At 65.9% G+C, this 23,360-nt stretch carries 19 protein-coding genes and 1 pseudogene; 10 read left to right on the top strand and 10 right to left on the bottom strand.

Annotated features, from left to right (window positions below; genetic code table 11):
- Positions 1-16 precede the first annotated feature (16 nt).
- On the bottom strand, positions 17-928 hold the full coding sequence (locus GV001_RS18000) for a putative 2-dehydropantoate 2-reductase (protein WP_160082353.1): 912 nt from the start codon (positions 926-928) through the stop codon (positions 17-19).
- A 10-nt stretch (positions 929-938) separates the two neighbouring features.
- Positions 939-1,916 (bottom strand): annotated as a pseudogene (locus tag GV001_RS17995) (response regulator); the annotation flags it as partial.
- Between the two features lie 138 nt (positions 1,917-2,054).
- Between GV001_RS17995 and GV001_RS17990 the strand changes: the two are divergent.
- A complete protein-coding gene (locus GV001_RS17990; protein WP_160082349.1) occupies positions 2,055-2,534 on the top strand; it encodes a YajQ family cyclic di-GMP-binding protein in 480 nt (159 codons plus the stop codon).
- 48 nt (positions 2,535-2,582) lie between these two features.
- On the opposite strand, the gene GV001_RS17985 is transcribed toward GV001_RS17990, so the two are convergent.
- Complete coding sequence (locus tag GV001_RS17985) at positions 2,583-4,199, bottom strand: AmpG family muropeptide MFS transporter (protein WP_160082347.1); 1,617 nt, start codon at positions 4,197-4,199, stop codon at positions 2,583-2,585.
- Positions 4,200-4,502: 303 nt separating this feature from the next.
- A complete protein-coding gene (locus GV001_RS17980) occupies positions 4,503-4,895 on the bottom strand; it encodes an MGMT family protein (protein ID WP_160082345.1) in 393 nt (130 codons plus the stop codon).
- Here GV001_RS17980 and GV001_RS17975 point away from each other — a divergent pair.
- Entirely contained in the window at positions 4,894-5,889 is a 996-nt protein-coding gene (locus GV001_RS17975; protein ID WP_160082343.1) for a DUF481 domain-containing protein, read from the top strand. The two genes, GV001_RS17980 and GV001_RS17975, sit on opposite strands and share 2 nt — an antisense overlap.
- Before the next feature lie 126 nt (positions 5,890-6,015).
- The gene (locus GV001_RS17970) at positions 6,016-7,023 is read left to right on the top strand and encodes a DUF481 domain-containing protein (protein WP_160082341.1); all 1,008 of its coding nucleotides are present in this window, start codon (positions 6,016-6,018) and stop codon (positions 7,021-7,023) included.
- Between the two features lie 244 nt (positions 7,024-7,267).
- Here the strand turns inward: GV001_RS17970 and GV001_RS17965 are convergent, their stop codons facing one another.
- Positions 7,268-8,026, bottom strand: a complete 759-nt coding sequence (locus GV001_RS17965; protein ID WP_160082339.1) for an SDR family oxidoreductase — start codon at positions 8,024-8,026, stop codon at positions 7,268-7,270.
- Positions 8,027-8,134: 108 nt separating this feature from the next.
- On the opposite strand from GV001_RS17965, the gene GV001_RS17960 reads away from it, so the two are divergent.
- From GV001_RS17960 to groL, 4 genes are all read left to right on the top strand, one after another.
- Entirely contained in the window at positions 8,135-8,866 is a 732-nt protein-coding gene (locus GV001_RS17960; RefSeq protein ID WP_160082337.1) for a HugZ family protein, read from the top strand.
- A 63-nt stretch (positions 8,867-8,929) separates the two neighbouring features.
- Positions 8,930-9,379, top strand: coding sequence for an FxsA family protein (locus GV001_RS17955; RefSeq protein WP_160082336.1), 450 nt, complete (start codon positions 8,930-8,932; stop codon positions 9,377-9,379).
- Between the two features lie 223 nt (positions 9,380-9,602).
- A complete protein-coding gene (locus tag GV001_RS17950; protein WP_160082334.1) occupies positions 9,603-9,896 on the top strand; it encodes a co-chaperone GroES in 294 nt (97 codons plus the stop codon).
- A gap of 48 nt (positions 9,897-9,944) precedes the next feature.
- Positions 9,945-11,585, top strand: coding sequence for a chaperonin GroEL (groL, locus tag GV001_RS17945; RefSeq protein WP_160082332.1), 1,641 nt, complete (start codon positions 9,945-9,947; stop codon positions 11,583-11,585).
- 55 nt (positions 11,586-11,640) lie between these two features.
- Here groL and GV001_RS17940 read toward each other — a convergent pair whose 3' ends face one another.
- Both GV001_RS17940 and GV001_RS17935 read right to left on the bottom strand, forming a co-directional pair.
- The gene (locus tag GV001_RS17940) at positions 11,641-12,366 is read right to left on the bottom strand and encodes a phosphatase PAP2 family protein (protein WP_160082330.1); all 726 of its coding nucleotides are present in this window, start codon (positions 12,364-12,366) and stop codon (positions 11,641-11,643) included.
- A gap of 8 nt (positions 12,367-12,374) precedes the next feature.
- Positions 12,375-14,321 (bottom strand): LTA synthase family protein, encoded by a 1,947-nt coding sequence (locus GV001_RS17935; RefSeq protein WP_160082328.1) that lies wholly within the window; start codon positions 14,319-14,321, stop codon positions 12,375-12,377.
- 161 nt (positions 14,322-14,482) lie between these two features.
- Here GV001_RS17935 and GV001_RS17930 point away from each other — a divergent pair, with 161 nt between their 5' ends.
- From GV001_RS17930 to GV001_RS17920, 3 genes are all read left to right on the top strand, one after another.
- On the top strand, positions 14,483-15,166 hold the full coding sequence (locus tag GV001_RS17930) for a response regulator transcription factor (RefSeq protein ID WP_160082326.1): 684 nt from the start codon (positions 14,483-14,485) through the stop codon (positions 15,164-15,166).
- The gene (locus tag GV001_RS17925; protein WP_160082324.1) at positions 15,156-16,463 is read left to right on the top strand and encodes a HAMP domain-containing sensor histidine kinase; all 1,308 of its coding nucleotides are present in this window, start codon (positions 15,156-15,158) and stop codon (positions 16,461-16,463) included. The genes GV001_RS17930 and GV001_RS17925 overlap by 11 nt, the downstream gene beginning before the upstream one ends.
- Positions 16,464-16,636: 173 nt before the next feature.
- The gene (locus GV001_RS17920) at positions 16,637-16,876 is read left to right on the top strand and encodes a hypothetical protein (RefSeq protein WP_160082322.1); all 240 of its coding nucleotides are present in this window, start codon (positions 16,637-16,639) and stop codon (positions 16,874-16,876) included.
- Between the two features lie 296 nt (positions 16,877-17,172).
- On the opposite strand, the gene GV001_RS17915 is transcribed toward GV001_RS17920, so the two are convergent.
- From GV001_RS17915 to GV001_RS17905, 3 genes are all read right to left on the bottom strand, one after another.
- Positions 17,173-20,229: a multidrug efflux RND transporter permease subunit gene (locus tag GV001_RS17915; RefSeq protein WP_160082320.1), complete on the bottom strand. Its 3,057-nt coding sequence runs from the start codon at positions 20,227-20,229 to the stop codon at positions 17,173-17,175.
- A gap of 23 nt (positions 20,230-20,252) precedes the next feature.
- On the bottom strand, positions 20,253-21,407 hold the full coding sequence (locus tag GV001_RS17910) for an efflux RND transporter periplasmic adaptor subunit (protein ID WP_160082318.1): 1,155 nt from the start codon (positions 21,405-21,407) through the stop codon (positions 20,253-20,255).
- Positions 21,408-21,675: 268 nt separating this feature from the next.
- Positions 21,676-23,298 carry a methyl-accepting chemotaxis protein gene (locus GV001_RS17905; RefSeq protein ID WP_160082316.1) on the bottom strand — a complete coding sequence of 541 codons (1,623 nt, stop codon included), beginning with the start codon at positions 23,296-23,298 and terminating at the stop codon, positions 21,676-21,678.
- Between the last annotated feature and the right edge of the window lie 62 nt (positions 23,299-23,360).

Genomic DNA, 23,360 nt, shown 5'->3' with positions numbered 1-23,360 from the left:
GCAGGGTAGCGCGGGCTCAGGTGACGGGCAATCCGCGGGCGGCCAGGTGCGCGCTCAGGCGCTGCTGCAGGGCCTGCAGGTGGGGTACGGCCAGTTGCTGCCGGGCGGCCGCCTGGCAGGCATGGCCGAGCAGGTAGGCGATTTCCGTGCGCCGGCCGGCGGCGACATCCTGGTACATGGACGAGTAGTTGGCGGCGGTGGCGGCAATCACCCGCTGCACCTCTGCGTGCAGGCCCTCGGCGGCGCTGGCCTGGCCGCAGGCGCGCAACAGCGTGGCCAGTTCCTGGCAGAGCGCGGCGACCTCATCCGGCCATGCGGCCAGGCCGCCGTTGCGGCAATCGTGCAGCACGGTCAGCGGGTTGATTGCGCAGTTCAGGGCCAGCTTGCGCCACAGCTTGGCGAGGATCTCGGCACTCCAGGTATGGGCGATGCCGGCCTGCTCCAGCTCGCCGAGCCAGGCCGGAGCTTGCGCCTGGCCTTCGATGCCGAGCCAGGTATGGCCCTGGCCGGCGAACACCACGCGAAAGTCGCCATCGCGGAAGGCTCCTTCGGTGCTGCTGGCGAGGATGCAGCGCGCCCGCGGCAGGCGCGCGGCGACCGCGTCCTGGCTGCCCAGGCCGTTCTGCAGGAGGATGATCTCGGCGTCCGGGCTCAGGCGCGGAGCCAGGGTGGCGGCAGCTTCTTCGGCATCGTAGGCCTTGCAGGCCAGCAGCAGGCGCTGCACCGGGGCGCCGGCGGCGGCAGTCTCGCCGGGAATCGGGTAGCGCCGGGCCTGGCCGTTCTCCACCAGGCTCAGGCCGCCGGCGGCGTGGTAGGCGGCCAGGCGCGGCGCATCGCGCAGGATCAGGCGCACCGGCAGGCCGGCGCGGGCCAGGCGGGTGGCCCACAGGCTGCCGAGGCTGCCGGCGCCGAGGATGTGCCAGGTCACTGCGGGACGATCACTGTGGCAGCGGCAGGCGCAGCGCGGTGACCCGGCCGCTGGCGTAGGAGTCCGCCAGCAGGGCGCTGGCGCGATCGAGCAGGGTATTCGGTTCGACCGGCAGCGACTTGGCGTCGAGGCCGACCAGGCTGATCCCCGCCTTGAGGGTGATGAAGCCTTCGCTGGTCTTGAAGGCCTTGAGGTTGAGGCCGTCGTACAGGCGCTTGAAGCTGCTCGGCGAGCATTCCTGCAGGTCGTCGAGCAGGGTGATCAGGGCGAAATGGTTGTCGTCCATGCGCGCCAGCACGTCGAGGGGCCGAACCAGCTGTTGCAGGCGCCGGGCCACGCCGTGCAGCAGCTCGTTGTAGAAACCGTTGCCGTACTGCTGGCGCAGGGTGCTGGCCTCCTGCAGGCCGATCAGCAGGTAGCACACCGCGCCGCCGCGGGACTCGACCTGGCGCAGGCTGTCGGCCAGCTTCTGCTTGAGGTAGCGCGGGTTGCCCAGGCCGGTGAGCGGGTCGACCAGGTTGCGCTGCTCCAGGCTGGAGATGTTCTGCACCAGCATGCGGTTCTCCTGCAACAGGCGCTGCAGGGTGTTGCACAGGCGGTCGGCGGCATACACGCGCGGCACCAGCTGCTCGTTCATCGAGGCCTTGCTGATGAAGTCGTCGACGCCGCGGTCGAAGGCTTCCACCAGCACGTTGTCGCCTTCCTTGCCGGTGAGCAGGATGATGTAGGTGTAGTGGTCGGCAGTCTCGTCCAGCTGGCGTACCCGCCCGGTCAGGTCCAGGCCGTCCATTTCCGGCATCAGCCAGTCGGCCAGCAGCACGCTGGCCGGGCGCAGTTCGAGCTGTTGCAGGGCCTCGGCGGCGCTGCTGGCGAAGCGCACATCCTGGTAGCCGGCCTGGCTCAGTGCACGACCGATCATGGCGCTGGAAAACTTGGCGTCGTCCACCACCAGAATGCTGAGATGGGGGTTGGGCATGATGGGCTCACTGGCAGGGAACTGGGGCGCCGTCGGTACTTCGCCGAACGGGGCGTGTGGGTGTGGTTATAATGAGCGCGCAAATTTTATCGTCAAGCCAGGCGCGCTCTGTCCGTGATATGGATCGCGCCGTCCATCTGGAGGAATTCCATGCCTTCGTTCGACGTGGTGTCCGAACTGGATAAACACGAACTCACCAACGCCGTGGACAACGCGGTGAAAGAGCTGGAGCGGCGCTTCGACCTGCGCGGCAAATGCAGTTTCGAGAGCAAGGACAAGAGCATTACCTTGACCGCCGAAGCCGATTTCATGCTCGAGCAGATGCTGGAAATCCTGCGCATGGCCCTGATCAAGCGCAAGATCGACGCGCAGTGCATGGAGGTCAAGGACGCCTATGCCTCCGGCAAGGTGGTCAAGCAGGAAGTGGAGTTCCGCGAGGGCATCGACAAGGAGCTGGCGAAGAAGATCGTCGCTCATATCAAGGATGCCAAGCTCAAGGTGCAGGCCGCCATTCAGGGCGAGCAGGTGCGCGTTACCGGCAAGAAGCGCGACGACCTGCAGGAGGCCATCGCCGCCCTGCGCGCCAAGGAGTTCGGCATGCCGCTGCAATACAACAACTTCCGCGATTGATGCCGGCTTCCCGCTTGCATGAAAAAGGCCGGCAATCGCCGGCCTTTTTCATGGCTGCTCGGAACTGCTTGGCAGCGGGGCTGCGCCGTTGCCGTTCGGCTGGCCGCGCTCGCGGCGCCACTGCAGCAGAATGAGGAGCAGCGTGGGAATGCCGAGCAGGGCGGTGACCAGGAAGAACTGGGCATAGCCGAGTTTCTCTACCAGCAGCCCGGAGGAACCGCCGACCAGGCGTGGTAGCAGCAGCATGATCGAGCTGAGCAGGGCGTACTGGGTGGCGGAGAACTTCAGGTTGGTCAGGCTCGACAGGTAGGCGACGAAGGCCGCGGTGGCGAGCCCGGAGCTGAGGTTGTCGAGGGCGATGGTCAGCACCAGCATGAGCATGTGCGGGTCCAGGGCCAGCAGCAGCTCGGCCACGGTCTGTTCGGCATAGCGCGCGCGGTCGGCGACTTCGCCCAGGCGCGACAGGCTGGCGAACAGCAGGTTGGTCGCGGCGGACGCCGCCCCGCCCAGCAGCAGGATCGGCAGGATGCCGAAACGCACGATCAGCAGGCCGCCGATGGCGGCGCCGAACAGGGTCATGAACAGGCCGAACAGCTTGCTGACGCTGGCGATCTGGCTCTTGGCGAAGCCCATGTCGATGTAGAAGACGTTGGCCATCACCCCCATCACCGTATCGGACATGCGGTAGGTGGCGATCAGCCCGAGCAGCAGCAAGGCCTGCCAGCGGTAGCGCAGGATGAAGTCGTTGATCGGCGTGAGCACCGGCCCCAGGCCGCGGCGGCCCATGCGCGACAGGCAGGCGGCGGTGAGGATGCCGTACAGCAGGAAGCGCAGGGTGGCGCGGTCGTCGCGCAGCAGCTCGCTCAGGCCCAGCTCGCCGCGCAGCATCGGCAGGATGTCGCTGTTGTAGAACTGGGTGAACATGGCCGGCACCGAGACCAGCAGCACGATCAGCACCAGCACCGAGGCCAGCTGACGGTACAGGCCATAGCGCGCCGCGGCGATCTGGGTCTGCAGCGGCACTGCCGGCTCGCGCATCCACAGGGTGGTGATCAGCCCCGGCAGCATGAACATGGCGAACAGCAGGTAGGTGCTGGCCCAGGCGCCATGCTGGTAGCCGGCGTCGGCATTGCCGAACCAGCCGGCGAAGTACAGCGCACCGGCCGTGCTGAGCAGCACGGCGACCCGGTAGCCGGCCATGTAGCTGGCGGCCAGGGCGGCCTGGCGGGTGTCGTCGACGATTTCCAGGCGGTAGGCGTCCACTGCGATGTCCTGGGTGGCGGAGGCGAAGGCCACCACCACCGCCACGCCGATCAGCCAGGCCAGGTGCTGCTGGGGGTCACACAGGGCCATGCCGATCAGGCCGAAGACCACCAGCCCCTGCGACAGCACCAGCCAGGAACGGCGGCGGCCCAGGCGGCCGAGCAGCGGCAGGCGCCACTGGTCGAGCATCGGCGCCCAGACCCATTTGAAGGCGTAGGCCAGGCCAATCAGGCTGGCGTAGCCGATGGTCTGCAGGGCCACGCCGGCTTCGCGCAGCCACACCGACAGGGTGGCGAATACCAGCATGTACGGCAGGCCGGCGGCGAAGCCGAGCAGCAGGAGGGCGAGGGCGGCCGGGTGGGCATAGGTGGCGAGGGCGGCGCGCCAGGATTTACGGGGCATGGGCAAGGTCTGGGGATAAGCGAAACAAAGGGCGCACTCTAGGGTCTGTTGCCGTTTCGGCGCAAGCCGCGTTGCCGCGAAAAATCTCGCCAGGCTAGGCGCGGGACGCTGGTAATGGTGATCCCTTGCCAAGTCCCGCAACGACGCATGGCGAGATTTTCCGCGCAACCCGAAGGGACGGGCCAGTTTTTACGCGGAACGTCGTTACTCGACGGCTCATCTGGACGACCAAACTTCGTGGCTCGCGCCTAGCTCCGCGAAAAAACTGGCTCCGTCGCGGTCGCGGCGAAACGGCAACAGACCCTAGTCGTTGAGCTCCATCGGGCGCCAGCCGTGGCGGCGCATATCGACGCGGTTGTTGCGGATGGTCAGGCCTTCCTCGCGCAGGCGCGCGCGCTGCTCGTCGCCGCTCGGGCTGCCGGCCGGCAGGCTCAGGCGGCCGCCGGCGCCGAGCACGCGGTGCCAGGGCAGGCGGGTGTCGGGCGGCAACTGGCTGAGGGTGCGCCCGACCCAGCGGGCGGCGCGGCCGAGGCCGGCCAGTGCGGCCAGTTCGCCGTAGCTGGTGACCTTGCCTGCGGGGATCTGCGACAGCAGCAGATACAGCGCGGCGCGCCGGCCCTCGGCGCTTGCCGTCGGGTCGAGGGCGGGGGCATGCTCTGTGGCGATGCCCTGTCCTGCTGGTGGTTTCTGTCCCATGCTGCGCTTCCTGCTCTCGACTGTTCTCTTGGCCGCCGCGGCCTGTGCCCAGGCGGATACCGTGTGGCTGAACAACGGTGACCGCCTGACCGGCAAGATCCTCCTGCTCGACGGCGGCAAGCTGGCGCTGAAGACCCAGTATGCCGGGCGCGTGCTGATCGACTGGAAGGATATCGACACCCTGCGCTCGGACAAACCCCTGCTGTTGCGGCGCAACGGGCTGGACAGCCGGCACAGCAAGCAGTTGCAGGCTGCTGCTGCGGGCCTGGTGACGGTGATCGACGACGGCCGCGAGACGGTGCCGCTGGCCAGCATCAGCCGCCTGGTGCCGCCGCGCCCGCTGCTGCAGGACCGCCTGTGGGAAGGCAACCTCGACGCCAAGCTCGACCTGGAGCGCAACGAGGATCGCACCGACGAATTCAAGATCAAGGGTGATACGCGGGTCGAGCATGGGCGCTGGCGCCATGTGCTGCACGGCCAGCTGGAGCACGAGACCACGAACGACGAGAAGAAGGAAGACAACTGGGAACTGGAGTACGACCTCGACCGCTTCTTCACCGAGCACTGGTTCTGGCGGGCCGGTTATGAGCAGGAGGAAGACCAGTTCGAGGACATCGAGCGCCAGCGTATTCTCGGCAGCGGCCCCGGCTACCGCTTCTGGGACGACGAGCTGGGGCGTTTCGACCTGATCGGCCAGTTCAACCGGGTGCGGCTGGATTCGCAGGTGGGCGAGCTGGCCTTCAACACCTGGTCGCTGGAGTGGGACTACAAGCGCCTGTTGTGGGGTACGCGCCTGGAGTTCTACAGCAGCGCCGAGCTGCAGCTGCCGCAGATCGACGAGATCGACTACGTGCTCGACAGCGAGTTCGGCCTGCGTTACCGCCTGAACGACTGGGCCCGGCTGTCGCTGCTGTACGAGCTGGACCAGCTGCGCGGCCTGGGCAGCACCTACTCGGAGCGGCGCTACCTGATCGGCGTGGGGGTTGGCTGGTAGCCGTCTACCGGTGCAAGGACGAGGCTTTTCTGAACTCGTGGAGCAATCGCCAGTCTGTGCTTGCTCTGCCGGCGCGTACGCGGATAATGCCGGCCTTTTTGCCCACCCCGAGCCGATTGTTTGCCGATGACTGTTTCCCGCTCCCTGCTGTGCCTGGCGCTGAGCGCCATTTCCCCCCCCTCGCTGGCCGACACCGTGTGGCTGAAGAACGGTGACAAGCTGACCGGCAGCATCGAGCTGGTCGATGGCGGCAAGCTGCTGCTGAAGACCGACTACGCCGGCTCGATCACCCTCGATCTGCACAAGGTCGCCACCCTGGAAAGCGAGCGCGAGCTGCTGGTCAAACAGGACGATTTCACCGGCGAGCGGGCCAAGTCGCTGAAGCCGGCCGGTGAAGGCCAGGTCGAGCTGGTCAACGGCGAGGCGCCCAAGGTGGTGGCGCTGAGTTCCATCGCCCAGATCCTGCCGCCCAAGCCGCTGGTGCAGGACCTGCGCTGGAGCGGCAACATCGATTTCTCCGCCGACTACAAGCAGGCCGAGAGCGACGTGGAGGATTACGACATCGACCTCGCCACCCAGGCCCGCCACGGTGCCTGGCGCCACAGCTTTGGCGTCGAGTACGACCACGAACTCAAGGATGACGAGAAGAAGACCGACCGCACCGAGCTGGACTACGACCTCGACCGCTTCCTCACCAAGCAGTTCTTCTGGCAGGGCCAGCTCAAGTACACCCATGACCGCATGGAGGATCTGCGCATCCAGCGCACCGTCGGTACCGGCCCCGGCTACCAGTTCTGGGACGATGCCCTCGGCGCCTTCTCCATGGCCGGCCTGCTCAACCGCAACGACTTCGTTTTCGACAACGGCGAGAGCGAGCACTTCAACTCGGCGGCCATGGAGTGGGACTACAAGCGCAAGCTGATCGGCCAGAACGTCGAGCTGTACAGCCAGGGCGAGCTGGGCGCGCCCTTCATCGACGAGATCGACTACATCATCGATACCGAAGCCGGCGTGCGCTACAAGCTCAACAGCTGGGCGGCCCTGAGCCTCAAGGCCGAGTGGGACAAGGTCGCCAGCGAGAATGGCGATACCGACGAGCGCCGCTACCTGATTGGCCTGGGCGTCGGCTGGTAATTCACCCGCTCACAAAAAAGCCCCACAAATGCGGGGCTTTTTTGTGTTCTACGCTGCTTAGGCTCGACTCTGCGAGCTAGAGCCAGGCAAGGCGCAACGACCAACGGGAGTAACAGCCGCAGGCTGGCCCGAAGGGTAAGCGCCAGCGAATCAATTGGGCGAGGGCGCGGAGTTTACGAGCTGTAAATGAGCAGCCCGAGCCCAATTTCAACGCAGTCTGGCCGACGCGCAGCAAGTCGAAACGTTACAAGCGGAGGCCGCCGTCGAGTTCCAGGATGCGACCCGTGTAATAGTCGTTTTCCAGGATGTAGGCCACCGAGTGGGCGATCTCGGCCGGCTTGCCCATGCGCTTGAGCGGGATGCCGGAAGTCATCTTCTCCAGGGCTTCCGGCTTCATGCTGCCGGTCATCTCGGTTTCGATGAAGCCCGGGGCGACGCCGGCCACGCGGATGCCGTAACGCGCCAGTTCCTTGGCCCAGACCACGGTGTCGGCGGCGACGCCGGCCTTGGCCGCAGAGTAGTTGGCCTGGCCGACGTTACCGGCGCGGGAGATGGAGGAGATGTTGACGATCGCGCCCTGGTTCTTCAGCTCGATCATCTTCGCCGCCACTTCGCGGGTGCAGAGGAACACGCCGGTCAGGTTGACGTCGATCACCGACTGCCACTGGGCCAGGCTCATCTTGCTCAGCTCGCCGTCCTTGACCTTGATGGTCAGGCCGTCGCGCAGGATGCCGGCGTTGTTGACCAGGCCGTTGATCGCGCCGAAGTCGTCGGCGATCTGCGCGACGGTGTGGGTGACTTGCTCTTCGTTGGCCACGTTGCACAGGTAGGCACGGGCGTCACCACCGGCGGCCTTGCAGGCGGCCACGGCTTCGTCGAGCTTTTCCTGGTTGAGGTCGACCAGGGCCAGCTTGGCGCCCTTGGCGGCCAGGTATTCGCCCATGGCGCGGCCGAGGCCCTGGCAGCCGCCGGTGATGATGATGACTTTGTCTTTGAGTTCCATAACACTACCCCTCTAAAGGTCTACAGGTGGCCTCGCTGGCGCTGCAAAGAGTTCTGCCGGGCGCCTGTCCGTTTTGTTTTAGACGGATTCTTAACGAGGAGTCATAAGTTGAGCGTGACAGCCGGCAAGCATGCCCGAGAATTGCTCCTCAAGGAATACCGCGGCGTGCTCTCGACCCATTCCAAGGCCATGCCGGGTTTCCCTTTCGGATCAGTGGTGCCCTACTGCCTGGACGAGCGCGGTTGCCCGCTGATCCTGATCAGCCGCATCGCCCAGCACACCCACAATCTGCAACAGGACGGCAAATGTTCGCTGCTGGTGGGCGAGCGCGGCGCCGAGGATGTGCAGGCAGTCGGCCGCCTGACCCTGCTGGCCGAGGCGGAAAAACTGGCAGAGCCGGCGCAGATCGCCGCCGCTGCCGCGCGTTACTACCGTTATTTCCCCGACTCGCGCGATTACCACCGGGTGCATGATTTCGACTTCTGGCGTCTGCAGCCGGTGCGCTGGCGCTATATCGGCGGCTTCGGCGCGATCCACTGGCTGGACCAGGTCAGTCTGGCCAATCCCTTTGCCGGCGAAGTGGAGCTGGGCATGCTCGAACACATGAATGCCGACCATGCCGCGGCCATCGCCCATTACGTCGAGCTGGCCGGGTTGCCCGGCCATGAGCCGGCGCAACTGGTCGGCATCGACAGCGAAGGTTTCCACCTGCGCATCGGCAAGAGCCTGTACTGGCTGGCCTTCCCAACATCCTGTAACAGTCCCGGCGCAGTGCGCCAGGCCTTGGTACAGCTGGCTCGCGCCGCAAGCTGGCCGACCGCCGGGCAGGTTTCAGCTTGAATTAAGGGCCAGGCCCCATACTTCATCGGTATCGGAAGCCGTTCTTCCGCCAAGGAAATCCTGATGCGCGTTTTTCTCTTTCTGTTTCTGCTGTTCCCGCTGATCGAACTGGCCGTGCTGATCCAGGTCGGCAGTGCCATCGGCGTCCTGCCGACCCTGTTGCTGGTGATCGCCACGGCGATTCTCGGCAGCGTGCTGCTGCGCGTGGCCGGCCTGGCCACCGCCTGGCGCGCCCGCGAGAAGCTGGCGCGCGGCGAAATGCCCGAGCAGGAGATGTTCGAGGGCCTGCTGATCGCCGTCGGTGGCGGCCTGCTGCTGTTGCCGGGCTTCATCAGCGACGTGTTCGGCCTGCTCTGCCTGATTCCGTTCACCCGCCGTCTGCTGATCGGCAACCTGCGCCGCCGTGCAGAGGAGCAGGCCCTGCGCCAGCGCGCCTTCTTCGACGATCCCCAGGCCCGCTCCGGGCAGACCCGGCCCAATGTGCTGGAAGGCGAATACCAGCGCCGCGACTGAGCGCGCCAGACGCCTGCATGGGCGGGCGTGGAAAATTTTTCCGCGCCCGCCCTTGAAATGGCCTTGATCGCCCCTATCTAGCTAGCACCGCAAGGTTTCCACCGCAGGTGGAACAGACTCTCGCGCCTCGCCAAGGCGAGGCGCGTCCGGCTCCGCCGGATTTTGCTAACCCGCCGGTGCAGTCACCGGCCTGCTTACAACAACTATCGGGAGAGATCGACCCATGAAGCTTCGTCCTCTGCATGACCGCGTCGTTATCCGCCGCAGCGAAGAAGAATCGAAAACCGCGGGTGGCATCGTGCTGCCGGGCTCCGCTGCTGAGAAGCCGAACCAGGGCGTGATCGTCGCCGTCGGTGCCGGCAAGACCCTGGACAACGGTGAAGTACGTGCCCTGGCCGTCAAAGTCGGCGACAAGGTGGTGTTCGGCCCGTACTCCGGCAGCAACACCGTCAAGGTCGACGGCGAAGACCTGCTGGTGATGAGCGAGAACGAAATCCTCGCCGTCCTCGAAGCCTGATTCCCGCGAATCTCCGTACAACCGTCAAGAATTTAAGGAACTACCACCATGGCTGCTAAAGAAGTCAAATTCGGCGATTCCGCTCGCAAGAAAATGCTGGTCGGCGTTAACGTCCTGGCCGATGCCGTCAAAGCCACCCTCGGCCCGAAAGGCCGCAACGTGGTGCTCGAGCGCAGCTTCGGCGCGCCGCTGATCACCAAGGACGGCGTGTCCGTCGCCAAGGAAATCGAGCTGAAAGACAAGTTCGAGAACATGGGCGCCCAGCTGGTCAAGGACGTCGCGTCCAAGGCCAACGACGCTGCCGGTGACGGCACCACCACCGCCACCGTGCTGGCCCAGGCCATCGTCAACGAAGGCCTGAAGTCGGTTGCCGCCGGCATGAACCCGATGGATCTGAAGCGCGGCATCGACAAGGCCACCATCGCCATCGTCGCCGAGCTGAAGAAGCTGTCCAAGCCGTGCACCGACACCAAGGCCATCGCCCAGGTCGGCACCATCTCCGCCAACTCCGACAACTCCATCGGCGACATCATTGCCGAAGCCATGGAAAAAGTCGGTAAAGAAGGCGTGATCACCGTTGAAGAAGGCTCGGGCCTGGAAAACGAACTGTCGGTCGTCGAAGGCATGCAGTTCGACCGCGGCTACCTGTCGCCGTACTTCATCAACAAGCCGGACACCATGGTCGCCGAACTCGACGGCCCGCTGATCCTGCTGGTCGACAAGAAGATCTCCAACATCCGCGAACTGCTGCCGGTTCTCGAAGCCGTTGCCAAGTCCGGCCGTCCGCTGCTGATCGTGGCCGAAGACGTCGAAGGCGAAGCCCTGGCCACCCTGGTGGTCAACAACATGCGCGGCATCGTCAAAGTCGCAGCCGTCAAGGCTCCGGGCTTCGGCGACCGTCGCAAGGCCATGCTGCAGGACATCGCCATCCTCACCGGCGGTACCGTGATTTCCGAAGAAGTCGGCCTGAGCCTGGAAGGCGCCACCCTGGAGCACCTGGGTAACGCCAAGCGCGTCGTACTGAGCAAGGAAAACACCACCATCATCGATGGTGCCGGCCAGCAGGTCGACATCGAAGCCCGCGTTGCGCAGATCCGCAAGCAGGTTGAAGACACCACCTCCGACTACGACAAGGAGAAGCTGCAAGAGCGTCTGGCCAAGCTGGCCGGCGGTGTTGCCGTGATCAAGGTCGGTGCCGGCACCGAAGTGGAAATGAAAGAGAAGAAGGCCCGTGTCGAAGACGCCCTGCACGCCACCCGCGCAGCCGTCGAAGAAGGCGTGGTACCTGGCGGCGGCGTCGCCCTGGTGCGTGCCCTGCAGGCCATCAGCGAGCTGAAAGGCGACAACGAAGACCAGAACGTCGGTATCGCCCTGCTGCGTCGCGCCGTTGAAGCGCCGCTGCGCCAGATCGTCGCCAACGCCGGCGACGAGCCGAGCGTGGTGGTCGACAAGGTCAAGCAAGGCCAAGGCAACTACGGCTACAACGCTGCCACCGGCGTGTACGGCGACATGATCGAGATGGGTATCCTCGATCCGGCCAAAGTCACCCGTTCCGCCCTGCAGGCCGCCGCTTCCATCGGCAGCCTGATGATCACCACCGAGGCGATGATCGCCGACATTCCGGAAGACAAGGCCGCCCCGGCCATGCCGGACATGGGTGGCATGGGTGGCATGGGCGGCATGATGTAAGCCGACCGGCACCCAGCTGCAAGAAAAGCCCCGCCTAGTGCGGGGCTTTTTGTTTTCAGTGGCTCGGCTCGGCGTTGTTCGCCAACTGGGGCAGCGCTGGCGGGCGATACAGCAGCAGGTCGTACAGGCCCAGACAGATCAGCCAGCTGAGCAGGGCCGTCCACAGGTTGTGCGAGAAGAAGTGCGCGCCCTGGGCCATGCGCACCAGGGAAAACAGGCAGCCCAGGCTGATGGCGAAGCCCAGCGCGGCATTGGCCAGGCGCGGGTAGCGGTCGCGCCAGACGAAGAACAGCGCGAGCAGGGCAAACCCGGCCGCGGCATGGCCGCCGGGCCAGCACTTGCCGGCTTTCTCCACCGGCTGCGCGCGCGGCTCCAGCAGCCCGGAGAAGTGTTCGACGCCGCCGTACTGCTCCAGGCTCCACGGGCAGTGCATCTGGGTGAGCTTCTTCAGCGGAGTGACGAAGCTGGTGGACAGGCTCATGGCCAGCACCAGGTAGCCGAGCTGGCGGCGCAGCGGCCGCAGGCGGGTTGGCAGCAGGCTGAGCAGGAAGCCGCCAATGGCCAGCACGCCGATGACGATGGTCAGCTGCTTGGCGCGGTCGTGCAGGACATCCTCGAGGAAATCGTTGTGCCGGCCGATGAAGCCCTGGCCCTGGATGTAGAACAGGTCGGCCAGGGCGAAGTCCAGGCGGCTGGGCTCGGCCAGCAGCATCAGCGCCAGCAGGGCGAGCGGCAGGCCGTACCACCAGCGGCGGTCGAAGGTGGGTGAAAGGCTGGGCATGGCGGCTTTCATCTCGTGCTGAGTTGCAGGTCGGGTTGCTGGTTGCCCTTCCAGGCCAGCAGGTGCTCCTTGAAGGCGTGGCTGGCGGCTTGGTAGTAGGCGATGTCGCGCTGCAGCAGCGGGTCATGGCTGTCGACGCTGGATTCGCGGCTGGCGCCGAGGGCATCGTCGTGGCGGCGCATGTGCCGCTGCGGGCTGAGGATGGCCAGGTCCTGGCCGTCGAACAGGCCCAGGTGCTGGTAGTTGCCGAGCAGCACCCGGCGCGGCGCCGGATTGCCTTGCAGCAGGTTGCGGCCGAAGAAGGTCGACTGGTAGTCGAGGTCGAGCAGGCCGAGCAGGGTCGGCGCCAGGTCGATCTGGCTGGCCAGCTGGCTGTCCTCGCGTGGCTCGACCAGCCCCGGCGCGTAGATGAACAGCGGGATGTGGTAGTTGGCCACCGGCAGGTCCTGGGCCCCGGCACTGCCGGCGCAGTGGTCGGCGACGAAGACGAACAGGGTGTTGGCGAACCAGGGCTTGTTGCGCGCGGCGGCGAGGAACTGGCCGATGGCATGGTCGGTGTACTTCACCGCGCCTTCGCGGCCGTCGCCCGAGGCGATGTCGATGCGCCCGTCCGGGTAGGTGTAGGGGCGGTGGTTGGAGGTGGTCATCAGTTGCAGCAGGAACGGCTTGCCGGCGGCGTGATCGGCATCGGCGAGCTTGAGGGTCTGGGCGTAGAGGTCCTCGTCGGCCATGCCCCAGGCGTTCTTGAAGTGGATATCGGCCTCGGCCACGCTGCTCTGGTCCACCACCCGGTAGCCGTTGCCGGCGAAGAAGGCATTCATGTTGTCGAAGTAGCCGCGCCCGCCGTAGACGAACACGCTGTCGTAGCCTCGCGCGCTGAGCTGCTGGCCGAGGCTGGCATAGCCGCTCTCGCGGCCGACGCGCTTGACGATGGAGCGCCCCGGCGTCGGCGGTACCGACAGGGTGATGGCCTCCAGGCCACGGTCGGTGCGGGTGCCGGTGGCGTAGAAGTTGTTGAAGAACAGGCTTTGCCGGCGCAGCGCGTCCAGGTTGGGGGTCAGCCCGCGGCTGTCGCCGAAGCTGCCGAGGTACTTGGCCGACAGGCTCTCGATGGTCACCAGGATGATATTCAGCTGGCGCGGCTGGCCGGGGTTGTCGATCTGCCGGCGGATATCCAGCGGGTCGCTGCCGATGAAGCGGCTACCCGGCTCGTTCAGCTCCTCGCGCAGGCGGCTGGCGACCTGGGCATCGGGCAGGGTGGCATAGAACTGCGGGTAGTCCAGCTCGTTGTTACGGAAGGCGGCGAAGAACTGGTAGGGGCCGTTACTGGCCAGCTCGTGCTGGTAGGCATTGCCGCCCAGGCCGCGCGGGCTGTCCTGACCTAGCAACCACAGGCTCAAGGCTGCGCAGGCCAGCAGACCGGCAATTGCGCTCAGGCGGCCCGAACGCGTAGGCAGCGGTGCCTGCAGGGCGGCTTGCAGCGGCTGGTGCAGGGCCAGAGTCAGCAGCGCGGCGCCAGCGGCCAGGGCACCGAGCAGCAGGCCCAGCGGGTAGGACTCCAGCAGGTTGTTGAGCACCTCGTCGGAGTACACCAGGTAGTCCACGGCGATGAAGTTGAAGCGCACACCGAACTCGTCCCAGAACAGCCATTCGGCCGTGGCGACGAACAGCATGGCGAACAGGCTGGCCAGCAGCAGTCCGCGCAGCAGCCAGCGGTGCCCGGGCCGGCGCCACAGCCCGGGCGGGCAGAGCAGCAGGTACAGGCCCAGCGGCAGGGCGGCGTAGGCGAGGAAGCCGAGGTCGTAGAGCAGGCCGATGGCGAAGATCGCCAGCGGGTTGCCGGCTTCGTGCAGGTGGCCGAACAGCAGCACGCCGCGGGTCAGCAGGAAGATCGCCAGCCAGCTGGCGAGCAGGAGCAGCAGGTAGCGCAGGGGCGCGCTGCGGAGCAGGGACATGGGGCGGTTCCAGGCGGGGGAAATGCGCGGCAGTCTGCTCCCGGCTTTGTTGGCGGTCGGTGAATTCGCCGTGAAAAATGCGTCAAACCGGCCGCCGCGGTGGGGCGGCCGGGTTATCGTGGGCACCTGGCAAACCGGCTGCCGCCGAAGAGGAACAAACCATGCGCATCCTCCTGGTCGAGGACAACCGCGACATCCTGGCCAACATGGCCGACTACCTGGGGATCAAGGGCTACACGGTGGACTGTGCCCAGGACGGCCTGTCCGGCCTGCACCTGGCCGCCAGCGAGCATTACGACCTGATCGTGCTGGACATCATGCTGCCCGGCATCGACGGCTATACCCTGTGCCAGCGCCTGCGCGAGGAGGCGCGCCGCGATACCCCGGTGATCATGCTCACCGCCCGCGACCAGCTGGACGACCGCCTCAAGGGCTTCAAGGCCGGCGCCGACGATTACCTGATCAAGCCGTTCGCCCTCTCCGAGCTGGCCGCGCGCATCGAGGCGGTGCTGCGCCGCAGCCTCGGCGGCGGCAAGCGCAGCCTGCAGGTCGGCGACCTGAGCTACGACCTGGATACCCTGGAAGTCAGCCGTGGCGGGCGTGGACTCAAGCTCAACCCGGTGGGCCTCAAGCTGCTCGCCCTGCTGATGCAGAAGAGTCCCCATGTGGTGCGCCGCGAGGCGCTGGAGGAGGCGCTGTGGGGCGACGACTGTCCGGACAGCGACAGCCTGCGCAGCCACGTGCACCAGTTGCGCCAGGTCATCGACAAACCGTTTGCCCAGGCGCTGCTGCACACCGTGCATGGCGTCGGCTATCGCCTGGCGGAGCTGCAGGATGGAGTTTAGGCACGGCCTGTTCAGGCAGAGCCTGTCGCGACGCATCGTCATCGCCTTCATGCTGATGACCCTGCTGGTCGGCGGCACTTTCGCCATCGGTATCGTCGAGACCGTGCACCTGGTCGAGGAGCGGCTGATATCCACCGAGCTGGGCGGCGATCTTGGCCGCCTGCTGAAGATGGAGAGCAGCGAGGATTGGCGGCACAACCCCGAGCCGGGTCAGCTGTTCCATTTCAGCAACGGCCCCGGCGACTTCGCCATGCCGGCAGACCTGCAGGCGCTGCCGCCCGGTTTCAGCGAGCTGTACCGTGGCGAGCGTTCCTACCACGCCTTCGTGCAACTGGTGGATGGCCGCCGCTATGTGCTGCTGGAAGACCAGAGCGAGTTCGAGGACCGCGAGCAACTGCTATTCGCCGTGGTGCTCACCGGCTTCCTGATCAGCCTGGCGCTGTCCGGGCTGCTCGGCTGGCTGCTGGCGCGCAAGGTGATCGAACCGGTGGTGCGCCTGTCCAGGCAGGTGCGCCACCCGGACCAGTTGCTCGACCGCGCGCCGTCGCTGGCGCCGGACTATGCCGGCGACGAGGTCGGCCAGCTGGCGGCGTCCTTCGACACCACCCTGGGCCTGCTGCGCCGTGCGCTGATGCGTGAGCGGCTGTTCACCAGCGACGTCAGCCATGAGCTGCGCACGCCCTTGATGGTGCTGGCCAGCTCCTGCGAGCTGCTGCTGGAAAGCCCCTCCCTGGATTCGCGCGCCCGCGGCCAGGTGCAACGGATTGCCCGCGCCAGCGAGGAAATGCGCGACCTGGTGCAGACCTTCCTGCTGCTGGCGCGCTCGCGCAACGATGAGACCAGCATGACGCCCCTGGCCAGCCTGGCCGAGGTGGCCGATGGCTTGGTGGAACAATGGCGCCCGGCGATCGAGGCCAAAGGCCTGACGTTTCACTACCAGCGCGGCAGCGGTGCCCTGCTGCATTACAACGCGCCCTTGCTGCGTTCGGTAATGGGCAATCTGCTGCGCAATGCACTGCATTACACCGAGCGTGGGGTTATCGAGCTGCAACTGGGTGAGCAGGGCTTTGTCGTCGTCGACAGCGGCGTGGGCATTCCGGAGAGCGAGCGCGAGGCGATGTTCCAACCCTTCGTGCGTGGCGGCCAGGCGCGGGGCGAAGGCCTGGGGCTGGGCCTGTCGCTGGTGCAGCGGATCTGCGAGAGCCAGGGCTGGAGCGTCAGCCTGAGCGGCGTCGAGCCGCAGGGCTGCCGTTTCGAGGTCAGCCTGTACCCGCATGACCCACTGCTCGAGGCATGACGCTTTTTTCACAAAGCGCTCCATAACCTGCCTGTAACTTTCCCCGGCTAGGCTGGTCACACCGTGGCTGGGCCGGTGTCCTGGCCTACCGTTCGTCTGTCGAGCCTGCGCCCTAGTCTTAGTGAACTAGGGTTTCATTTAAGTGCTTGCAGCATTTTCAAGGGGTTGCAGTTATGAAGTTAGAAATTGCTCGAGGTCTTTTCCTCGTCGGCGCCCTCGGCGTGACGGCCCTGGCCGCCGCCGCATGGCGCGAGCCCGAACCCATGGTGCTGGAGGCCCAGCAGAGTTCGCGGCAGTACTGCCCGCAGCCAGCGGTCGCCCGCAACAAGCTGCTAGTGTCGCAGGTCAGGCCCGACAGCGACTTGCTGTTACTGATGTTCGGTTTGTCGCAGAACATGGCTGCTCACCAGTAGCGCCGTAGAGCCTGGTCCGGCAGGCATTTCAGCCATAAGCAAAAAGCCCCGCGCCAGGCGTAATGCTGTTCACTTAAGCATCTGAGGCTTGGCGGGACACTCCAGAAACCCGCTGCCAGTCATCTGGCAGCGGGTTTTTTGTGTTTTTCAGCCATGCCGAGAGGGCCGGCGCTGAAAAATAGACCCACAAAAGCTAGAAAGCAGACCAAGAAAAACGCCGCGCTCCCAATGGGAGTCGCGGCGTTTTTCTTAAGTGAACAGCATTACGCGCCAGGCGGGGCTTTTTGCCGGGTTGATCAGTGGCTGCTCGCCACTGCTGCCGCTGCCGGTTGCGTGTCCGGCTTGGCCAGCAGGGTGTAGACGCAGGGCAGGACGAACAGGGTGAACAGGGTACCGATCGACATGCCGGTGGCGATCACCAGGCCGATGTCGAAGCGGCTGGCCGCCCCGGCGCCGGTGGCGAGGATCAGCGGCACCATGCCGAAGACCATCGCCGCGGTGGTCATCAGCACCGGGCGCAGGCGAATCGAGGCGGCTTCCTCGATGGCTTCGCGCACACCCAGGCCCTTGTCGCGGCGCAGCTGGTTGGCGAACTCGACGATCAGGATGCCGTGCTTGCTGATCAGGCCGATCAGCGTCACCAGGCCCACCTGGGTGTAGATGTTCATGCTGGAGAAGCCGAGGAAGATCGGCAGCAGGGCGCCGCAGATCGACAGTGGCACGGTCACCAGGATCACCAGGGGATCACGGAAGCTTTCGAACTGCGCGGCCAGCACCAGGAAGATGATCGCCAGGGCCAGGGCGAAGGTGACGAACAGCGCGCTACCTTCCTGCACGTACTGGCGCGAGGCGCCGGCATAGTCGAAGGCATAGCCGCGTGGCGCTTCCTCGCGGGCGATCTGCGCGATGCTGTCCACCGCTTCACCGGTGCTGACGATCGGCACACCCTCGATGATCGCCGAGTTGAGCTGCTGGAACTGCTTGAGCTTGGTCGGCCGTGCGCGGTCGCTGACCTTGATCAGGGTGCCCAGCGGTACCATCTGCCCGCTTTCGCTCTTCACGTAGTAGCTGCTCAGCCAGCCCGGATTGTCACGGTAGGCACGCTCGACCTGGGCGATCACCTTGTAGCTGCGGCCATCGATGGTGAAACGGTTGATCTCGCCTTCGCCGAGCAGGGTGGCCAGGGTCAGCCCCAGGTCCTGCATCGACACGCCCATCTGCGCGGCCTTCTCGCGGTCGATATCGACCACCACTTCCGGCTTGTCGAAGGCCAGGTCGACGTTGAGGAAGGCGAACTTGCCCGACTCCATGGCCCGTGCCTTGACCCGGTCGGCCACCTGCAACAGCGACTCGTAGTCGTTCGGCGTGTTGATCACGAACTGGAATGGCAGGCCCTGGCCGGTGCCCGGCAGCGACGGCAGGTTGAAGCCGAAGATCTGCAGGCCGGGGATGGCATTGAGCCTGGCCTGGACCTCCGGCAGCAGCTCCATCTGCGTGCGTTCGCGCTCGTCCCAGGGGGTCAGCAGGAAACCGCCGATACCGGACTGGACGCCATCGAAGCCATTGATCTGGAACGACGAGTAGTACTCGGGGAAGCTCTTGAAGATCTCCACGAACTCGTCGGTGTAGGCGTTCAGGTAGTTGAGGTTGGTCGGCTGCGGCGCATTGGCGAAGAGGAACACTATGCCCTGGTCCTCTTCCGGCGCCAGCTCGCTGTGGCTGAACTTGAGCAGCACCGGGATCAGACCGAGGACGATCAGGGCGAACACCAGCACCACCGGGCGGGTGTTGAGGGTGCCGTGCAGGGCGCGCTGGTAGCGGCGCTTGAGCCGCTCGAAGATCTGGTCGAGGCGGTGCGCCAGGCCCGAGGGGTTCTCCTCGTGGCGCAGCAGCTTGGCGCACATCATCGGCGACAGGGTCAGGGCGACGATGCCGGAGATGATCACCGCGCCGGCCAGGGTCAGGGCGAATTCCTTGAACAGCGCCCCGGTGAGGCCTTCGAGGAAGCCGATGGGGGCGTACACCGCCGCCAGGGTAATGGTCATCGAGACCACCGGTACGGCGATCTCCCGTGCCCCTTCGATGGCCGCGTCGAAGGGCGTTTTACCTTCCTCGATATGGCGGTGGATGTTCTCCACCACCACGATTGCGTCGTCCACCACCAGGCCGATGGCCAGGACCATGGCCAGCAGGGTCAGCAGGTTGATCGAGTAGCCCATCAGCTGCATGAAGAACAGCACGCCGATCATCGACAGCGGGATGGTGATCACCGGGATCAGCACCGAGCGGAACGCGCCGAGGAACAGGAAGACCACGACGATGACGATCAGCACCGCCTCGATCAGGGTCTTCACCACCTCGTCGATGGACGCCTGGATAAAGCGCGTGGCGTCGTAGGCGATGGAGACTTTCAGGTTCGGCGGCAGCTGCGCTTCCAGCTCCGGGAGGATGGCGCGCACGTGCTTGATCACGTCCAGCGGGTTGGCGCTGGGCGTGCCCTTGATGGCGATGTACACGGACGGGGTGCCGTCGAACGAGCTGATCGAGTCGTAGTTGGCCGCGCCCATTTCCACCCGCGCCACGTCACGCACCAGCACGCGGGTGTCGCCGACGGTCTTCAGCGGGATGGCGCCGAAGGCTTGCGGGGTTTTCAGGTCGGTGCTGGCGTTGATGCTGGTGACCACGTACTGGCCCTTCACTTCGCCGGCGGCGGCGAGGAAGTTGTATTGGCGCACGGCTTCGCTGAACTCGCCGGCGGTGACGCCATAGGCGGCCATCTTCACCGGGTCCAGCCACAGGCGCATGGCGAACACCTGGTTGCCGAGGATTTCCGCTTCGGCCATGCCCGGCAGGGTGGCCAGCTTGGGCTGGATGACCCGGGACAGGTAGTCGGTGATCTGCGGGTTGGACAGCTGCTCGCTGTAGAAGCTGACATACATCAGCGCGGTGGAGTCGGCCGCTTCCTTGGATAGCACCGGGTCTTCGGCATCCTGCGGCAGCTGGTTCTTCACTTCGCCGGCCTTGGCCAGCAGCTCGGTGAACAGGCGGTCGCTGTCGGCGCCGATGCGCGCGTAGATGGAGATCACCGAGAGGTTCTGCTGGCTCGACGAGGTCATGTAGTCGATGCCTTCGGCACTGGCCAGGCTTTGCTGCAGCGGCTGGGTGATGTAGCCCTGGATGGTCTCGGCGTTCGCCCCGGGGTAGGCGGTGGTCACCGTGATCAGGGCGTTTTCCATCTGCGGGTACTGGCGGATCACCAGTTTGCTGAAGGCCTGGAAGCCCAGCAGGATGATCAGCAGGCTGACCACGGTTGCCAGTACCGGACGACGGATGAACGGATCTGTAAAAGCCATGTTGGATTCCTTGGTGCCGAGCCTTACCGGGCGGCGCTGGCTGGGGTGGCCGTTTCGACCGCCTGGGCCTGGTCGTCGACGATGCTCACATGGGCGCCGTTATCCAGCTTGAGCTGGCCGGCGGTGACCACCTGCTCGCCGGCCTTGAGGCCCTTGAGCACCACCACCTGGCCATCGCGGCGCTCGCCGGTCTCGACGAAACGGCGCTCGACCAGCAACTGGGCCTGGCCCTTGTCGTCTTTTACGACGGCGCCTTTGTCGTCCTGCTTCTCACCGATCACGTACACCGAGTTGCCGTACAGGGTGTAGGTGATGGCGGTTTCCGGAACCACGATCACCGGCTTCTCACCGGGCAGGAGGACGTCCAGGTTGGCGAACATGCCCGGCAGCAGCTTGCTCTCGGGGTTCGGCAGCATGGCGCGGACCTGCAGGTTGCGCGTGGTTTCCTCGACCTTGGGGTTGATCGCGGCGATTTCGCCCTCGAATACCTCGCCCGGATAGGCGGCGACGTTCAGGCGTATGCGTTGGCCGATGGCCAGCAGCGGCACGGCCTGTTCCGGCAGGAAGAAGTCGACATACAGCTTGGACAGGTCCTGCAGGGTGGCCACCGGGTTGCCGGGGCTCAGGTAGTCGCCGACATCGACCTGGCGGATGCCGATGGTGCCGGCGAAGGGCGCGAGGATGCGCTTCTTGTCCAGGCTGGCCTGCAGCTGGGCGACGCTGGCCTCGGCCTTGAGCAGCTCGGCATTCAGACGGTCGAACTCGCTCTTGGAGATGGCCTGCTTGACGGCGAGGTTCTTGCCGCGCTGGTACTCCACCTGGGCCAGGTTGCGCACGGCCAGGGCGGTGGCGAGGATCGCCTGTTCCACCTGGCTGTCCAGTTGCAGCAGGGGCTGGCCGAGGCTGACCTTCTCGCCGGACTGGAACAGCACCCGATGCACGGTGCCCTCGACTTCGGCGGTCAGGTCGACGCCCTGGAACGCCTTGAGCGTGCCGATGGCCGGCAGGCGGCTCTGCCAGGGCTGCTCCTTGGCCGTGGCCGCGGACACGCTGATGGCCGGCTGCGGCGCGGCGAACAGCTGTACTTCCTGGTAGATCGAATAGCCTTTGTAGGCGGCCAGGGCGAGCACCACGAGGATGACCGCGCCCAGCATGATAAACATGCGGCGGAGCAACATATTCCGGTTCCTTGGCAGGGCGAGAGTAGCCTGGGAATAGGCGAAGCAGGCACCTTAGTACCAGCTGACCATCAAGTCAAAAACATCCCGGTTGCAGGAAATTACCGCTGCCGATTGGCGCAACGCGGTGTCGCGGCGATCGCCCGCTGAGGCCCTGCTCCGGCACTTCCCTGTGCCGGCACGCGGGCTCGGAAGCTGTCTGCGAGCTGCTGCGCGGCGGCCCTGCGGCGTTAAAGACAGGCTCCAGCGCAAGATCGCAACCAGGGTTTCAGGAGGCCAGGCTGCGGGTCACCGCGCCCAGCTCGCCGGAGAGCTGGTGCAGGTTCTGGCTGGCGGCCTGGGTGCGCTCGACGTTTTCCTGGTTGGAACTGGCGATGGCGGTGATCTCGGTGAGGTTGCGCGAGATGTCCTCGGCCACCGAGGTCTGCTCCTCGGCGGCGGTGGCGATCTGCCGGTTCATGTCGCGGATGGCTTCCACCGCACCGGTGATGCGCTGCAGCATGGCGCCGGCCTCGGTGACCTGAGTCACGCCTTCCTCGCTACGGCTCTGGCCGCTCTCGATGGCACGCACGGCATTCAGGGCGCCGGTCTGCACCGTGTCGATGATCTGGTTGATCTCGGCGGTGGATTCTGCGGTGCGCTGGGCCAAGGTGCGTACCTCGTCGGCCACCACGGCGAAGCCGCGGCCCTGTTCGCCGGCGCGCGCGGCCTCGATGGCGGCGTTGAGGGCCAGCAGGTTGGTCTGCTCGGCGATGCCGCGGATCACTTCGAGGACCTTGCCGATGCGCCCGCTGTCGGCTTCCAGGCGGCGGATCACCTCGGCGGTATTGGCGATCTCGCCGCGCATGCCGGTGATGGTCTGGATGGTCGCGTCCATCACCTGGCCGCCCTGGCGCGCCGAGCTGTCGGCATCGTCGGCGGCATGCGCGGCCTCGGCGGCGTGGCGGGCCACTTCCTGGGCCGTGGCGGACATCTCGTGCATGGCGGTGGCGACCTGGTCGGTGCGCTCGAACTGCTCGTTGATGCCCAGGGTCATGCGCGAGGCGATGTTGTTCAGCTCGCCGCTGGCGTTGTCCAGGTTGCTGCTGCTCTGTTGCAGGCTCTGGGTGGTGCTGGCGAGGAAGTCGCGCAGGGTGTTGGCGGCGATGGCCAGCATGCCCAGCTCGTCGGCGCGGGTGGTTTCCACGCGCTGGCCGAAGTTGCCGTGACTAAGCTGGTCGACGTGGGTGATCAGGTGGCGGATCGGGATGATCAGGTTGCGGTTGACCAGCCACAGGCTGAACAGGGCGATCAGCCCGCTGGCGGCCAGCAGCAACAGGCTGCCGATGAGGATGGTGCGGTCGGCGGCGGCGTTGATCTGCCGGGCCTGCTGCAGGCTGTGTTCGCGCAGCTGCTTGACCAGGGCGCTCATCTGCTCGCTGGCCGCGCGGTCGATACCCTTGACCGCGGCATCGCCGGCCTGGGCGTCGCCAGCGGCGGCGATGAAGGCGTCGCGGCCCTTGCGGTAGTTGGCGCCGAGGCTCTGGTGCTCGCTGCGCAGGCGCTCGACCTGGGCCTGCAGGGCCGGATCATCGGCGGCGATCTGGGCCAGTTGGCCCAGGGTGTCCTGCACCTTGCGTTCCTGGGCCTCGAACTGGCCCCAGTACTTGTCCAGATTGGCGCTGTCGCGGCCGCGCAGCAGGACGTTCTTCCATTCCTGCACCTGGATCTTGAACTCGACGTTGGCCGCGTCGATCAGGCGGCTGGCTTCCAGCGGGCCGTCGAGCAGGCCGCGGTAGGCCTGCATGCCGCCGGAGAGGAAGCTGAAGCAGGCCAGGGCGGTGATCAGGATCAGCACCAGGCTGCCGCCGAGCAGGGCGAGAATCTGCGCGCGCAGGGATTTTTGCAACATGGGGCTAGGCCTCTCTTCCGGGTTTTGGGTGCGGCAAGGCGCGCCGTGGGGCGCGTGCCGGC

This window comes from Pseudomonas sp. 8AS (genome assembly GCF_902506505.1).
In the GTDB taxonomy this organism is placed as follows: domain Bacteria; phylum Pseudomonadota; class Gammaproteobacteria; order Pseudomonadales; family Pseudomonadaceae; genus Aquipseudomonas.
The sequence above is the reverse complement of the archived record's forward strand: the minus strand, read 5'-3'. Positions and strand labels throughout refer to the sequence as shown.

Excerpts from the sequence above, each read along its gene's own strand:
- GV001_RS17990 (WP_160082349.1), top strand. The coding sequence starts at position 2,055 with ATGCCTTCGTTCGACGTGGTGTCCGAACTGGATAAACACGAACTCACC.
- GV001_RS17985 (WP_160082347.1), bottom strand. The coding sequence starts at position 4,199 with ATGCCCCGTAAATCCTGGCGCGCCGCCCTCGCCACCTATGCCCACCCG.
- GV001_RS17975 (WP_160082343.1), top strand. The coding sequence starts at position 4,894 with ATGCTGCGCTTCCTGCTCTCGACTGTTCTCTTGGCCGCCGCGGCCTGT.
- GV001_RS17980 (WP_160082345.1), bottom strand. The coding sequence starts at position 4,895 with ATGGGACAGAAACCACCAGCAGGACAGGGCATCGCCACAGAGCATGCC.
- GV001_RS17970 (WP_160082341.1), top strand. The coding sequence starts at position 6,016 with ATGACTGTTTCCCGCTCCCTGCTGTGCCTGGCGCTGAGCGCCATTTCC.
- GV001_RS17965 (WP_160082339.1), bottom strand. The coding sequence starts at position 8,026 with ATGGAACTCAAAGACAAAGTCATCATCATCACCGGCGGCTGCCAGGGC.
- GV001_RS17955 (WP_160082336.1), top strand. The coding sequence starts at position 8,930 with ATGCGCGTTTTTCTCTTTCTGTTTCTGCTGTTCCCGCTGATCGAACTG.
- GV001_RS17950 (WP_160082334.1), top strand. The coding sequence starts at position 9,603 with ATGAAGCTTCGTCCTCTGCATGACCGCGTCGTTATCCGCCGCAGCGAA.
- groL (WP_160082332.1), top strand. The coding sequence starts at position 9,945 with ATGGCTGCTAAAGAAGTCAAATTCGGCGATTCCGCTCGCAAGAAAATG.
- GV001_RS17940 (WP_160082330.1), bottom strand. The coding sequence starts at position 12,366 with ATGCCCAGCCTTTCACCCACCTTCGACCGCCGCTGGTGGTACGGCCTG.
- GV001_RS17935 (WP_160082328.1), bottom strand. The coding sequence starts at position 14,321 with ATGTCCCTGCTCCGCAGCGCGCCCCTGCGCTACCTGCTGCTCCTGCTC.
- GV001_RS17930 (WP_160082326.1), top strand. The coding sequence starts at position 14,483 with ATGCGCATCCTCCTGGTCGAGGACAACCGCGACATCCTGGCCAACATG.
- GV001_RS17925 (WP_160082324.1), top strand. The coding sequence starts at position 15,156 with ATGGAGTTTAGGCACGGCCTGTTCAGGCAGAGCCTGTCGCGACGCATC.
- GV001_RS17920 (WP_160082322.1), top strand. The coding sequence starts at position 16,637 with ATGAAGTTAGAAATTGCTCGAGGTCTTTTCCTCGTCGGCGCCCTCGGC.
- GV001_RS17915 (WP_160082320.1), bottom strand. The coding sequence starts at position 20,229 with ATGGCTTTTACAGATCCGTTCATCCGTCGTCCGGTACTGGCAACCGTG.
- GV001_RS17910 (WP_160082318.1), bottom strand. The coding sequence starts at position 21,407 with ATGTTGCTCCGCCGCATGTTTATCATGCTGGGCGCGGTCATCCTCGTG.
- GV001_RS17905 (WP_160082316.1), bottom strand. The coding sequence starts at position 23,298 with ATGTTGCAAAAATCCCTGCGCGCGCAGATTCTCGCCCTGCTCGGCGGC.